The organism is Paenibacillus sp. V4I3 (assembly GCF_030817215.1).
Taxonomy (GTDB): Bacteria; Bacillota; Bacilli; order Paenibacillales; family NBRC-103111; genus Paenibacillus_E.
Window position 1 is genome coordinate 4,232,952 of the sequence record NZ_JAUSZA010000001.1, and the last position, 14,023, is coordinate 4,246,974.

Here is a 14,023-nt window from a genome sequence, read left to right on the forward strand (position 1 = left end):
TGTATTTTAGAGGAGGAAGAATGATGAAGACTGTTGTAGCTGTCTATACCGGCCAAGGTTTGGCCGACCCGCTCAAAGCGGTGTTTAAGGAACTGCTCCCGGATTGCAGGCTTGTGAACATTATCGATGATAGCCTGATTGGCGATGTGGTGCAAGCAGGGCATGTTCCGCCGGGAGTGGCACGAAGATTAATCCAGTATTTTCATCATGGAGAAGAAATTGGAGCCGATGTGATCCTGAATACATGCTCCTCCGTAGGCGAAGTTGTTGATGATGCGCGCCGACTCATCGGTGTACCCATTGTGAAAATTGATGAATCCATGGCAGCAGCGGCTGTTAGCTATGATCGTATCGCAGTGCTGGCGACTCTGCCATCAACATTGGAACCTACGATGCGGCTCATACAGAAGCAAGCAGAGGCAGCTGACCGACAAGTGACGCTCGTCAATGGACTTGCTGAAGGCGCATTTGATGCGCTTGTTGGCGGTAAACCTGAGGAACACGACCGCATTTTGTTGGAGACGGCAAAGCGGATTGCAGATGCGGCTGACGTGCTTGTACTAGCACAGGGTTCGATGGCACGCATGGAACAGAAACTCAAAGAATTAACCGGTAAACCGGTGCTCTCTTCTCCTCGAATGGGCGTTGAAGCAGTTAAAGCTTTGCTGGAAAAAGCATAACAGTAGCAAGCATAGCAGAGGGGAGAGGCAGGATGAATCAAGAACGTGTTAGGGCTACCTATCTGGTAGAAACGCCATATTCTTTAGAACGTGCAGCAGCGACGATTGCTGGGGAACAATCAACGGGTACCTTTACATCTGTCCCAGGGGAAACGGATGAATTAAAAGCGAAGTACGGCGTAATTGTTGAACATATAGAACAGCTTGCAGAAGTAGATATACCTTCCTTACCGGGAGCGAAGCCGCCCGCTGGGCATGACGGCAAGTACCGTCAAGGGCGCGTAACGGTCTCATTTCCGCTGCATAATTTTGGCCCTTCGATTCCTAACTTGCTTGCAGCGGTAGCCGGAAATCTGTATGAACTCCAGGAACTCTCAGGACTACGTCTATTGGATCTGGATTTACCGCAATCGTTTACGACCCGCTATCCTGGACCGAAGTTTGGCATTGCAGGCACTAGAAAGCTGACTGGGGTGTATGATCGACCCATTCTAGGCACAATTATTAAGCCAAGTATAGGGTTATCTACGGAACAATTGTCAGAACTCGTAAAGAAGCTTGCTCTAGCAGGGATGGATTTTATCAAAGATGACGAGTTGAATGCAAATCCTCCGTGTGCTCCCTTGGAGCAAAAAGTAAAAGCGGTTATGGAAGCCGTCGAACGAGCTGCGGACGCTACCGGTAAGAAGATGATGTATGCTTTTAATATTACAGGTGACATTGACGAGCTTCGCCGAAATCATGATCTCGTCGTGAAATCAGGAGGCACATGCGTTATGGTCAGCATATTGAGTGTGGGACTGAGCGGCCTTGCTTACTTGAACCAGTACAGTGAAGTGCCGATTCATGGTCATCGTAATCAATGGGGGATGCTGACAAGGAGCCCCCTGCTCGGCATAGAATTTACCGCATATCAAAAATTATGCCGTCTGGCAGGTGCCGACCATCTTCATGTCAATGGCTTTAACAGCAAATTCTATGAAAGCAACGAATCCGTATTGCGTTCTATTCAAGCTTGCACATCGCCGTTATTAGGCGGGTATCATTCGATGCCTGTCATTTCGTCTATGCAGTGGGCGGGGACAGCTCCAGTCACCTATGAGGCTACACGTTCCGTTGATGTGATGCACTTGGCCGGTGGCGGCATGCTCGCACATCCAGATGGTCCAGCAGCAGGATTTGAGAGCATGAAGCTCGGCTGGGAGGCCGCTGTACAAGGATTTTCTCTTGACAGCTATGCTAAGCAGCACCCGCCGCTTCAACGTGCGATAGAGAAATACGGGAGAGGTTGAAGCGCCTATGAACGGGATGAAGCTAGTCGATAATCAGGATCAGGCTCAAGATCAGATTAAGCGATTGTTATGTTATTATGGTGACGATTTTACCGGGTCAACTGATGTACTCGAAGCTTTGTTTCAGGCAGGGTTGAAAACGATCTTGTTTCTGGAGCCACCTTCACCGGAAATGCTGCGGGAGCAGTTTCGAGACGTGGATTGTTATGGGGTGGCGGGTGTGGGACGGTCTTTATCACATGAAGAGATGGAGAAGGAATTACGTCCGTTGTTTACAACGATGAAGATGACCGGAGCGGTTGTTGTGCATTATAAGATATGCTCAACGTTTGATTCTTCACCTGATATCGGAAGTATCGGAAAAGCGATGGAGATCGGCAGGGATGTATTCGGTGGACGTTATGTGCCTTTATTAGTGGGCGTGCCCTATTTACGAAGGTATACACTCTTTGGCAATCATTTTGCGGCAGCAGGAGAGCGCATACATAGGCTCGACCGCCATCCTACGATGTCGCAGCATCCCGTGACTCCGATGGTAGAAGCGGATATACGGAAGCATTTGCAAAAGCAAACGAAAATGCAAACTTCATTGTTTGATATTTTAGCGCTTGAAGGACCCGATGTAGAGGTGCATGGGAAATTAGAGCAATTAATTGAAAACGAACGGCCTGATGTCGTGTTATTCGATGTTCTGGATGAGCCTCGATTAGAAAAAGCAGGCCGTTCGATCTGGCAGGAAGCGAATGATGGCGAGGGATTGTTTGTAGTCGGCTCATCAGGTGTTGAATACGCGCTCAATGCTTGCTGGAAAGCAGATGGTATCTTACCACCCGCAGAGCAAGATGTAGTTGCGGTTGAATCTGTCGATCGTCTTTTAGTGGTGTCGGGCAGCTGCTCACCAGTTACAGATAAACAAATTCAGCGTGCTTTGGAGGCAGGATTCACCGGAATTCGGGTTCCGATGAATGAATTGATCCAACCGGAGCTGGCTCAGGAAGCGCAGTTGCGATTGCAGCAAGAGGCGCGATCGGTGCTGGAGAGCGGTCGAAGTGTGGTACTGTATACAGCCTCGGGACCACAAGACCAGACGATTGCTCTCATTCGTGAAACGCTTGCTGCACAAGGGCTTAAGGCCGAAGACAGCGGGCGTCTGCTGGGCAAGGCGCTTGGTATGCTGACCAGAGAATTAGTGGTAGAGACAGGTCTTTCTCGCATTCTTATCGCTGGCGGGGATACATCAGGCTATATAACCCGTGAGTTGGGTATTTATGCACTAGCCTGTAAGGCGGCGCTGGAGCCTGGTGGACCTTTATGCCGTGCATATTCGACAGAGGCGCAGTTTGACGGTCTGGAGCTTGTACTGAAAGGCGGTCAAGTCGGTGGTGAGAATTTTTTTGAGAAGGTAAGAGTTGGCACGTCATTGTAAAAAATTGTGCATGGCTATGCGATATGACGTTCGGGTGGCGAAGGTCGTGGTATTGCATAAATACTTGGGAGGTATTCATGGATAAAATTTGGTTTCGGCAGCCGGCTGCCGAATGGAACGAAGCGCTGCCGATTGGGAATGGCAGGCTGGGGGGCATGATTTTTGGCAAGGTTGCCAAGGAAAAAATTCAGCTGAACGAGGATTCGGTTTGGTATGGGGGACCGAAGGAACGCGACAATCCGGATGCCCTGCAGCATCTTCCGCAAATCCGTCAATGGATCGCGGAAGGGCAAATCCGCAAAGCGGAGCAGCTTGCGGTAATGGCGCTTTCTGGCGTCCCGGAGGGGCAGCGCCACTATATGCCGCTCGCCGATTTGACGCTGGCGTTTACCGGTCACGAAGATGAGGTCGAAGATTATCTGAGGGAGCTTGACTTAAGTACTGGCATCGCATCCGTATCTTACCGAACGGGCGGTGTTCGTTATAAACGCGAGATGCTTTCAAGTCACATCGATCAGGTGTTGGCGGTTCGGCTGGAGGCTGACAGGCCTGGCGCCTTATCGTTAACCGCGCGTCTGATGCGGGGCGAGAAAAATAAGTATGCAGAACAAATAGGCAGGCTGTCCGATCACAGTATTGCGATCCGAGGCAATTGCGGCGGCGGTGGTTCCGAATTTTGTGCCGTATTGTTTGCGGAGGCTCAAGGAGGCGCCGTCAGCGTTATCGGTGAACATTTGATCGTGGATCGAGCCGACAGTTTGACACTCTACATAGCGGCAGCCACCTCATTCCGTTACGAAGATCCGGAGGCAGTATGCGTCAGACGGGTAGAGGAAGCGGTATCGAAAACGTACCCGCGGTTGAAGGACGACCATCAGGAAGACTTCGGACGTCTGTTTGACCGAGTTTCCTTTAAGCTGGAACCCCCTTCGGAAGAAGCTAAGGATTTACCAACAGATAAGAGGCTTGAGCGGGTTCGCGAGGGCGGCGAAGATTCAGGGATCATCCCGCTCTATTTTCAATATGGTCGGTATTTGCTCATATCCAGCAGCCGTCCAGGCTCCTTGCCTGCCAACTTGCAGGGTATTTGGAATGATAAAATTGAGCCGCCGTGGGACAGCAAATATACGATCAATATTAATGCTCAGATGAATTATTGGCCTGCGGAAACATGTAATTTGTCGGAGTGCCACGAGCCACTGTTCGACCTGATCGAGCGGATGCGCGAGCGCGGACGGAAGACCGCACAAATCATGTACGGCTGCCGAGGATTCGTTGCGCATCACAATACGGATATTTGGGGCGATACTTCTCCGCAGGACATATATATTCCGGCAACGTACTGGCCGATGGGCGCTGCATGGCTTTGTTTGCACCTGTGGGAGCATTTCGAATTTGGCGGCGACCGCGAATTTTTGCTGCGAGCTTATGAAACGATGAAAGAATCGGCATTGTTCTTTCTTGACTATTTAATAGAAACTCCGGACGGCAGGCTGGTGACCTGCCCATCCGTATCGCCGGAAAATACGTACGTGCTGCCAAATGGGGAAAGAGGCTGCCTCACTATGGGACCGGCGATGGATAATCAAATCTTACATGCTTTGTTCTCAGGATGTATTCGGGCAAGCGAATTGTTGGAAGCGGATGAAGCGCTGCGGGAAGAGTGGATTCATGTCCGCAGTCGGCTTCCGGAGCCGAAAATCGGCCGTTACGGCCAACTGCAGGAATGGCTCGAGGATTACGAAGAGAAGAAGGCCGGACACCGGCATATTTCCCATCTGTTCGGACTTCATCCCGGCAGTCAAATTAACGTTCGGGAAACACCGGCATTGGCCGAGGCAGCGCGCAAAACGTTGGAGCGCAGACTTGCACACGGAGGCGGGCATACCGGTTGGAGCCGGGCGTGGATCATCAATTTCTGGGCTCGTCTGGAAGACGGAGAGGCCGCATATGAGAACGTCATGGCTCTGCTAAGCAAATCGACACTGCCGAATCTGCTTGATAACCACCCTCCGTTTCAAATCGATGGCAACTTCGGGGGAACTGCGGGCATCGCCGAAATGCTGCTGCAAAGCCATGCCGGAGAACTTCACTTGCTGCCGGCGCTGCCAATGGCATGGTCGGACGGAGAAGTGAAGGGACTGAGGGCACGAGGGGGCTTTGAGGTGGATATCAAATGGAGGAGCGGAAAACTCGAAACGGCCGAGGTACGATCGCAGCTCGGTGGTATTTGTCGTCTTCGAACGAGTGTCGAAGTTCGTATAGTTGGAACTGAACTCTTAAAAGATTATTCGTTATTGGATCAAGTGGTGTGGTTTAAGACGGTCCCCGGAATGGCTTATGTCATCGAGTCGGTCTAAATCGTGATCCAATGTAAGTAGAAAAAGAGCTGTCCACCTTGTAGTCCTACACTGGTCGAAAGCTCTTTTTTTTGTTGTTGAAGGTTCCCAAAAGTAATATAACGGTTGAAATTGTCCATTTGAAGCGAAATCGACACGAAACATTGTACTTTTGAGACTGTCGATCAATATAAGTCTCAAAAAAGCTTTTTAAATATGTCGAATTAATTGATTTTCAGCGAGATTTATAGAATAAGAGCCTCTTTATAAGGTTGTTTTTCATCGTTCCAGATGCTTGGGAAAGCGGAAGCGGGTTTGTAACGATGTTTTTCAATCTTACAGACGAGAAAAGAGCGGACCTGTAAAATGTTATATTTCGCTATTAAAACAGTACTGTCCCGAAGATACGCGAAGGACGGCATACCCGGCTTCATAACCGATGATCTCGACGCACGGTACTTTCTCAATCATAGATCCGTTTTCTGTAATCGCGTCCATGGATATCGCCGGGACGTATACATCTCCTGAACAGTTTGCAGGAATGACCACGTTTAACGTCAACTGATTATGATCAGTTCGCTTCCAAACTACACGCAAACATCCAATTGGCAGCTGGTGCTCAGCCTTGACTTCTTCCAATCCTTGGGGGAATGCCGGTTTAATCGTCACCTTATAACTTTCAAAGTCAGGGTCATATCGATAATCGATTCCAGCCAAACCGGCGTATAACCATTCCTCCAAGTGACCGAGCATAAAATGGTTTTGCGATTTGCCAACGGTCGGACCGTCCCACGCTTCCGTCAACGTCGTCGCACCGTGTGCGATTTGATATCCGTAGCTCGGATGATCAGTTTGTCGAGTCATTTCGTAGATGATGTCCGAACGGCCATTCAGCGCGAGTGCAAGCAGCACATAACGATGCCCGACATCGCCCGCTGTCGTATGATAACCATGCAGACGAATGTCTTCGATCACTCGGGATAGTACGGTTTCCTTATACGGCTCATCGACAAGCCCCAATACAAGCGGCATGGCGTTCGAGGTTTGACTGCCTGTCGCATAACGGGATGTTTCCCGTTCAAAAAATGCGTCATTAAACGCCGATTTGATCTTCTCCCGCAGGGCTGCGTAGTTGACGGCGTCCTGGCTGTTGTTTAACAAGCTTGCGATTTGTGCGAAAATATCTACGATATGGTAAAACATCGCTGTTTCAGTATGAGAGACTGGTGTCTTTTGTGCGAACCCGGGTCCTTTTTCCCCGACATCATACCAATCACCAAGCCCTTGACTGACGATTAAATGATCGGAGCCTTCTGTCACGTAATCGATGTACGCTTTCATACCCTCATAATGCTCGGCCAAAATCCGAGTGTTGCCGTACATACGAAATAGGTTCCATCCTGTCAGCACATACGCACCGCCCCACGAAACGGAATCGCGGAAACAGCGCCACTTATCGGAAAACACGACATATTCGGGTGCCGTCGTTGGCACCATCCCACTGGGCAGTTGGGCATCTCTGATGTCTTCCATCGTTTTCGTTAACAAGGGTTCAATCTGATAATTGAATGCTACGGCAGAGCCCATCAGATGGACTTGTTCCAACCATCCGAGCTTTTCTCGATGGGGACAATCCGTAAACAGGCTTTTCATGTTGCTAAGAATCGCTTGATTAATAATCTTGTGCGTCCGGTTCAGCATAGTATCCGAGCTTTCGAACCTTCCTAAAAATTTCGTATCTGGGTAGATCATCTGTCCTTCAATGGTGACAAGAACGGGGTAATCCGTAGGGGACCCGGACGAATCTGCGGGAATAGCGCCTTCGATTTGTACATAACGAAAACCGTAATAGCTGAACCGAGGCGACCAGATTTCTTCTCCGTTTCCTTTCAGGATGTAGGAAAATCTGTATGGGGAACCGGTCCATTTTTGATTGGCCGTACCGTCATCCTTCAATAGTTCTGCTGGGGATAGGGTGATCTTGGAACCTTCCTGACCAACAACGGATATTTCAACCCATCCTGAAAAGTTTTGCCCGAAATCGGCGACATACACGCCTGGTGTAGGTTGCGATATGCTCACTGGTTTGAAGGTCTGCATGACTTTCAAAGGAGAAAGCGCTTGTGATTTCAGCTTTCCAACAGGCGGGGCAACCTCGGCAGCGTATCCCCAGGCTTCGCGTTCCGTGAAACCGGGCAAATCCCAACCCGCTTGCACACGGCGTGCGTCAAAGTCCTCGCCTCCATATATGCATGAAAAGGTGATCGGTCCCGCAGAGGTTTCCCAGTCCTGATTACTGGCAATCGTGACGGTCGTTCCATCGGTATGCGTGATTTCGAGCTGGATCAGACATCTCGGGGTACCAAAGGAATGTTTGAATTTGCTGTAACGGCCGCCCGTCACGTTGAAAAATCCATTCCCGAGCATAACGCCCACCGCGTTAGCGCCATTTTTCACTTCGTCAGTCACATCGTAAACGCAGTAGAGACAAGTTTTGTCAAAGTTAGTCCATCCGGGCGTAAGCACATGATCGCTGACCTTGTTTCCATTTAACCGAAGCTCGTATTGTCCCAAACCGCATATGTAAGCTCTTGCTCTTTCCACAGATTTATCTAGGTTGAATTCATATCGGAACAAAGGAAGCGAAGCACGTTCCTGCGGCTCTCCGTCAGGTTCACCAATCCAACGGGCTGCCCAATCATTCTCGTTTAAAAGTCCCATTTCCCACCATGATACCGGACTTTCCGACATCTGATCGTTTTGATCCCAAAACTGAAGCTTCCAATAGTAGCGAGTGCGGGACTGTAGCGGAGGGCCTTCATATAGAATATGTACGTTTTTCCTGCTGGCCATTTTCCTGCTATCCCATAGGAAGCGCTGCACACATTCCTCTTCGGTTGACACCACGATCCGGTAGGCTGTTTGCATTTGTGAGCGAATGAGACCGGATTTGTAGCTCCAGCCGAAAGCAGGGCGTGTGACATCGACGCCAATAGGGCATATTTTGCTTTCAACAAACATTTCATCCAGGTGCATCGGTTTGAGTCTCCTTTTAACCATCCTCTAATAGGAATTCATTGACGAAAGACATCTTGCGAGGCGGCCACACTAATCGTTCGGAACTCTTTAGCGTAATTTTTTGTCGGATCGCCATCCTTATAGGGTCTGCAGGAGCAATAGAAGTGATATAGCACGCCATTATGCGTAATGACGGAAGGCTTATGGGCAAAAATGGAGTCGATGGTTCCCTCTTCTCCAACGTGAATGATCGGATCGGGATATTTGTCCCAATGTAAAAGATCCTTCGAAAGCGCAATCCCTTCTTGTGCTTGCTTGTAATTATAGCCAAAGAAATACATAACCCATTGGTCTTTATCCTGTAAAACACAAGGGTCGCTGACAAAACCAGAGTCCCATCTTTCCGGAGAGACACATAATATGGGGTTTTGCTCGTATCTTTGCCAATGCATCAGGTCAGTGGAGAGAGCAACGCCTGTCTGTTCGATCCATTTCCCCTTATTCGTGTTTTTGGCATTATAAAACAAATAGAAAGTGTCATCATGTTCAATTAGGCATTCCTTGTATAAACCGCCTTTTTCCCAATCCGCACCTGCCTCCGGGGTTAGAATCGGATCAGAGTATCTGTGCCACTCCAGCAGCTGTTCATCTTCCGTCCATGCGATTCCGATTTTTGCCGAACCTTCTTCGTACCCGAACTCAGGATAGGCGTGATAGAGCAGCCAGTATTTGTTGTTCCATTTCTTGAGCAATGGTGGAGCATCGATCTGATTTTCCTTCAAGATCCATGTTCCTGCTATATTTTTCGAATCCCAGCCTGAACCTTCATCTCGTCGTAAAATCACACTTAGGTGATCCCAGTGTAACAGGTCTTTGCTTGTGGCCAAGGCTGTTTGATAACCCGTACCGTCAAACCCTACATACATCATGTAAAACTTATCGTTATGCTGAAAGACAAAGGGGCAATCAACAGCACGTTCATCAAAATGACCGGGGACGCCGGATCCGACAAGCACCGGTCTACCCAATTTATATGGTGTTACATAGGGCCCAATATTCATCGTTTTCACACTCCTCAACTGTGGTTAGAACTTGTGACAGATGTAACTTATTTTAAGATTACTATCATACATCTTCCTACTGAGGGGGGGATTGAATCCGATATATAGGGCGATTGAATCTTCAACTTACAGCTGCATTGACATCGCCTGTAAGCGGGCGTAGGATGAGGGGGAATTGTGGAAGTTTCGTTCGGAAGGGGGACTACAGTGAAAGCCGATTATGTATCCAATCCGTACATGTTTCAGACAGCTGGCAGCATTGTCGCCGGACGTAATACCATCGCCCAACTGATTCCGCGAATCAAGTTGCTCGGCGAATTTCGGCATGCGGTGATCGTTACACAGCCTTCTATAGTAGCGCTGGGGGTTATCGAGCAAATCGGCGTCGAGCTCAAGCAAGCGGGTATATCCAGCCATTGTATAACAGAGGTGAAGCCGGAACCGACGGTTGACAATATACGCGCAGTATTCGCTAATATATCCGCAGAACCTGTGGATTTGTTGATAGGTATTGGTGGAGGAAGCGTTCTCGATGCTACGAAAATATTTTCCGTTTTGCTGACTAATCCAACGGACGTGCAGAGTTTGATCGGCACCGATCTCGTTTCGCAACCGGGCATCCCGACAGTTCTAGTGCCGACGACTTCGGGCACCGGTTCCGAAGTGACGCCCAATGCGATTGTAACCGTTCCCGAAGAACAGTTGAAGGTCGGTGTAATTAGCAGGCATTTGCTACCCAAGCTGGTCATTATCGATCCAGTTTTGACGGTAAGCCTGCCGCAACCGATTACGGCAGCAACGGGAATGGATGCTTTTACGCATGCCTTGGAATCGTATATATCCATCAAAGCCAATCCAGTTAGCAACATGTTTGCCTTGGAATCAATACGCTTGATTGCAGACAGTCTGGTTCATGCCTATCATAATGGCTCGGATCTCGGAGCGAGGGAGAAAATGCTGCTCGGGTCGATGTACGGCGGCATGGCATTGAGTGCGGCAGGCACAGCAGCCGTACATGCGCTCGCTTATCCGCTCGGGGGCAAGTTCAACATTTCGCACGGAGTTGCCAATTCAATGCTGCTGCCGCATGTCATGGCCTATAATATGGATGCCATATCTGGGCGGCTTGGAAACGTAGCCCATGCCATGGGACTACAGGTGGAAAAAGGGGGAGGGAAGGACTCATCTGAACGGGTGATCGAGCAGATTTTTGAGTGGACTTCAGAGATGCATATCCCGCAAAATTTGCGTGAATTCGGCATTACGGATCAGGATGTGGATGATTTGGCGATCGCAGCATCAAAGGTCACCAGGCTTTTAAATAATAATCCGAAGCCGATGGACTTGGAATCGATTAAGTCTGTTTACCGGAAACTGTTCCCAAAATTATAAAACGAGTACTATATACATCAACATCAAAGCGAGATGAGCGGATGAGCCATCGTTCAATAAATAAGAGCTTCCAGGGACTTCTAATTCTTTGTCATAAGATCGAATCCTTAAAATAGCAGTCTCCAAAGACCTTTATCTGTTTGATTTTCACCGAAATGAAGAAAAGCCTTAAGAATAAGAGCCTCTACGGGCTCCTATTTCCACTAAATGCGATAAAATTGACAAATTAACAGCCTCTAAAGACTCTTATTCGCAAGAATGCCCCTCACCAGATAAAATTTGTTTAGAAAGCGTTCTAGTTGTTGGTCGTTGGTCGTTTCTGAGCGAATGCTTACGAAGCAAGTTTTGATAAGAAAAGGTCAGTGAGTGCTTACGTAGTAGGTTTTCTAGTGAAAACTCAGCTAATTCTTACGAAGTAAGTTTTGCTAAAGCAAAACGCTAAGGAGGAAACCGCAATTGAAAATTGCCGTCATAGCTGATGACCTTACGGGAGCGGGGGATACTGGCGTACAGTTTGCCAAACGTGGGCTGCAAGTATCCGTGCTCCTGCAATTTGTGTCCGAGTCATGCGCGGTGTCAGAGCGGGATGTGCTCGTACTGGATACCGACAGCCGTTCCCTAGATGCCGAATCGGCATACCAAAGAGCTGCGGAGGCATCGAGGTGCGCTCAGGCTTTCGAGGCGGATGTTGTGTTTAAAAAAATCGATTCCACCTTGCGTGGGAACCTTGGGTCCGAAATTGACGCCGTTTACGACACATTTCGTCCCGATTTCGTCGTCATCGCCCCTGCCTATCCGGAAACCGGCCGTCTGGTTCGGGAAGGCAGATTGTATGTTCATGGAAAACCGCTGCATGAAACCGAGTTCGCAAACGATCCGAAAACGCCGGTCACCGAATCATATATCCCCGAATTGCTGCGGCACCAGACGAAGCAACCTTTTGAAGTCATCCCATCCGGGATATTAGCGGAAGGGAAAAGCTCTATAGAACTGGTTTTGCAAAGCTGCATGTCTCGGGGAGTCAGCTACTTACTAGTAGATTCGGCCGATGATGAAGACCTGCGGCGTATCGTTTCCTTGATCGGGGAGACGACTTACGCTGTCGTTTGGGTCGGTTCAGCCGGCTTGGCGCGACAACTGGCTATTCAACATTCGTCTTTAACACAGCCCTCGCCACAGGAATGTCGCAAAACGGACGGACCAATACTTATCGTGATTGGCAGCGTCAGTCCTCGGTCGCGTCGCCAATTGGATGTCCTTCTCAGTAATCCGGAAGTACGGGGCATCCGGATGGAGGCTTACCAGCTCGTATCGGGCAAAACCGAAAGGGAGCAGGAATTGGCGAAAGCGGAGGAAGAAGCAGCGTTGACCTTAAGCGCAAACCTTCATACGGTGTTATATTCGTCAGGTGACCGGGAAGCCATACGACTCGCTCAGGATGCTGGAGTACGAAATGGCATGGATGCGCAAAAAGTCAGCAACGCGGTATCGCAAGCTTTGGGGGAATCCGTGTCCCGTGTACTGAGACGAGTTAGGGTTGGAGGGATCGTCATGACTGGAGGCGATACTGCAAAACATGTTTGCTCAGCTCTCCAAGCGATCGAATTCCGTGTGTTTGACGAGGTGGAAAGCGGTGTGCCGATTGGACTGCTCATGATGGACGAACCGCTTCCGGCGGTCACCAAAGCGGGAGGATTTGGATCGGATCAAGTGCTGCTGCGAGCGTTGGAGTCATTGAATGGAGGAATCGGGATATGAAACCAATTATTGGAATTACAATGGGCGATGCATCAGGCATCGGACCTGAAATAATCGTGAAAGCGCTGCATCATGCTCCGGTATACGAAACCTGCCGTCCGCTCGTGATTGGCGACCCCGTTATGTTGAAACGGGCTCTTCAGATCGTGGGAGGTTCGGCTTCCATACATACAGTGTCAGGACCACCAGAGGGGCGTTACGAATACGGCAGCATCGATTGCTTGGATATACGTCTGCTCCCACCGAATCTTCCATTCGGTAAAGTATCCGCCGATGCGGGACACGCCGCTTATAAGTTCGTTGAGAAAGCAGTGGAATTGGCGTTAGCCAGGCAAATTGACGCCATATGCACCGCCCCGTTAAACAAGGAGGCTCTGCATAAGGGTGGTCACCTATATCCGGGTCATACGGAAATATTGGCAGGATTGACGAGTACCGAAGACTATTGCATGATGCTCACTGCCCCGAAGCTGAAGGTCATACATTTGACTACACACGTCGGATTAATTCAGGCGATCGAGATGATCGACCCGGAGCGGACATACAAAGTGATTAAGCTGGCGCATGAAACGTTACGGAGGGCTGGAAATGATAGACCGCGTATCGCCGTTTGCGGGATTAATCCGCATGCAGGGGAGAATGGCTTGTTTGGGAACGGGGAGGAAGAACAGAAACTGATTCCCGGCATCATGCAGGCAGCGGAAGAAGGTGTGGACGTTACCGGCCCTTATCCAGCGGATACACTATTTTATCGGGCTGTTTGCGGGGATTTTGACATTGTAGTGGCTTGTTATCATGATCAAGGACATGTTCCGATCAAAGTGCTCGGCATTGAAGCAGGCGTGAATATCACGATCGGGTTGAACGGAGGCATCATCCGCACCTCAGTCGATCATGGAACGGCCTTTGACATTGCCGGTACAGGTAAAGCGGATGAACGAAGTATGTTGGCAGCGATCCGCTCTGCGATTGAGCTTGCGCCCAAACGGATTGACAACCTTTCACAAAACATATAACCGATGCATTCTACTATCCGATCCATACAAGGAGAGATACG

9 protein-coding genes are annotated in these 14,023 nt (G+C 49.4%); 7 read left to right on the forward strand and 2 right to left on the reverse strand.

Features of this window, described 5'->3' with window-relative positions; translation table 11 throughout:
* Nucleotides 1-20: 20 nt before the first annotated feature.
* From QFZ77_RS19430 to QFZ77_RS19445, 4 genes are all read left to right on the forward strand, one after another.
* A complete protein-coding gene (locus QFZ77_RS19430) occupies nt 21-680 on the forward strand; it encodes an aspartate/glutamate racemase family protein (RefSeq protein ID WP_307441934.1) in 660 nt (219 codons plus the stop codon).
* A 32-nt stretch (nt 681-712) separates the two neighbouring features.
* On the forward strand, nt 713-1,972 hold the full coding sequence (locus tag QFZ77_RS19435; RefSeq protein ID WP_307441935.1) for a ribulose-bisphosphate carboxylase large subunit family protein: 1,260 nt from the start codon (nt 713-715) through the stop codon (nt 1,970-1,972).
* Between the two features lie 7 nt (nt 1,973-1,979).
* On the forward strand, nt 1,980-3,398 hold the full coding sequence (locus QFZ77_RS19440) for a four-carbon acid sugar kinase family protein (protein WP_307441937.1): 1,419 nt from the start codon (nt 1,980-1,982) through the stop codon (nt 3,396-3,398).
* Nucleotides 3,399-3,475: 77 nt separating this feature from the next.
* Nucleotides 3,476-5,758, forward strand: coding sequence for a glycoside hydrolase family 95 protein (locus QFZ77_RS19445; RefSeq protein WP_307441939.1), 2,283 nt, complete (start codon nt 3,476-3,478; stop codon nt 5,756-5,758).
* A 348-nt stretch (nt 5,759-6,106) separates the two neighbouring features.
* Here QFZ77_RS19445 and QFZ77_RS19450 read toward each other — a convergent pair whose 3' ends face one another.
* Nucleotides 6,107-8,773, reverse strand: coding sequence for an alpha-L-rhamnosidase (locus tag QFZ77_RS19450; RefSeq protein ID WP_307441940.1), 2,667 nt, complete (start codon nt 8,771-8,773; stop codon nt 6,107-6,109).
* A gap of 38 nt (nt 8,774-8,811) precedes the next feature.
* Entirely contained in the window at nt 8,812-9,816 is a 1,005-nt protein-coding gene (locus QFZ77_RS19455) for a glycoside hydrolase family protein (protein WP_307441941.1), read from the reverse strand.
* A 237-nt stretch (nt 9,817-10,053) separates the two neighbouring features.
* On the opposite strand from QFZ77_RS19455, the gene QFZ77_RS19460 reads away from it, so the two are divergent.
* From QFZ77_RS19460 to pdxA, 3 genes are all read left to right on the forward strand, one after another.
* Nucleotides 10,054-11,208, forward strand: coding sequence for an iron-containing alcohol dehydrogenase (locus tag QFZ77_RS19460; protein ID WP_307449655.1), 1,155 nt, complete (start codon nt 10,054-10,056; stop codon nt 11,206-11,208).
* Between the two features lie 456 nt (nt 11,209-11,664).
* A complete protein-coding gene (locus QFZ77_RS19465) occupies nt 11,665-12,966 on the forward strand; it encodes a four-carbon acid sugar kinase family protein (protein ID WP_307441943.1) in 1,302 nt (433 codons plus the stop codon).
* A complete protein-coding gene (gene pdxA / locus QFZ77_RS19470; protein ID WP_307441945.1) occupies nt 12,963-13,982 on the forward strand; it encodes a 4-hydroxythreonine-4-phosphate dehydrogenase PdxA in 1,020 nt (339 codons plus the stop codon). The genes QFZ77_RS19465 and pdxA overlap by 4 nt, the downstream gene beginning before the upstream one ends.
* Nucleotides 13,983-14,023: the final 41 nt, after the last annotated feature.

Bases quoted from the DNA above. Each gene is read 5' to 3' on its own strand.
- QFZ77_RS19435 (WP_307441935.1), top strand. From the start codon at position 713: ATGAATCAAGAACGTGTTAGGGCTACCTATCTGGTAGAAACGCCATAT.
- pdxA (WP_307441945.1), top strand. From the start codon at position 12,963: ATGAAACCAATTATTGGAATTACAATGGGCGATGCATCAGGCATCGGA.
- QFZ77_RS19445 (WP_307441939.1), top strand. From the start codon at position 3,476: ATGGATAAAATTTGGTTTCGGCAGCCGGCTGCCGAATGGAACGAAGCG.
- QFZ77_RS19430 (WP_307441934.1), top strand. From the start codon at position 21: ATGATGAAGACTGTTGTAGCTGTCTATACCGGCCAAGGTTTGGCCGAC.
- QFZ77_RS19440 (WP_307441937.1), top strand. From the start codon at position 1,980: ATGAACGGGATGAAGCTAGTCGATAATCAGGATCAGGCTCAAGATCAG.
- QFZ77_RS19460 (WP_307449655.1), top strand. From the start codon at position 10,054: ATGTTTCAGACAGCTGGCAGCATTGTCGCCGGACGTAATACCATCGCC.
- QFZ77_RS19455 (WP_307441941.1), bottom strand. From the start codon at position 9,816: ATGAATATTGGGCCCTATGTAACACCATATAAATTGGGTAGACCGGTG.
- QFZ77_RS19450 (WP_307441940.1), bottom strand. From the start codon at position 8,773: ATGCACCTGGATGAAATGTTTGTTGAAAGCAAAATATGCCCTATTGGC.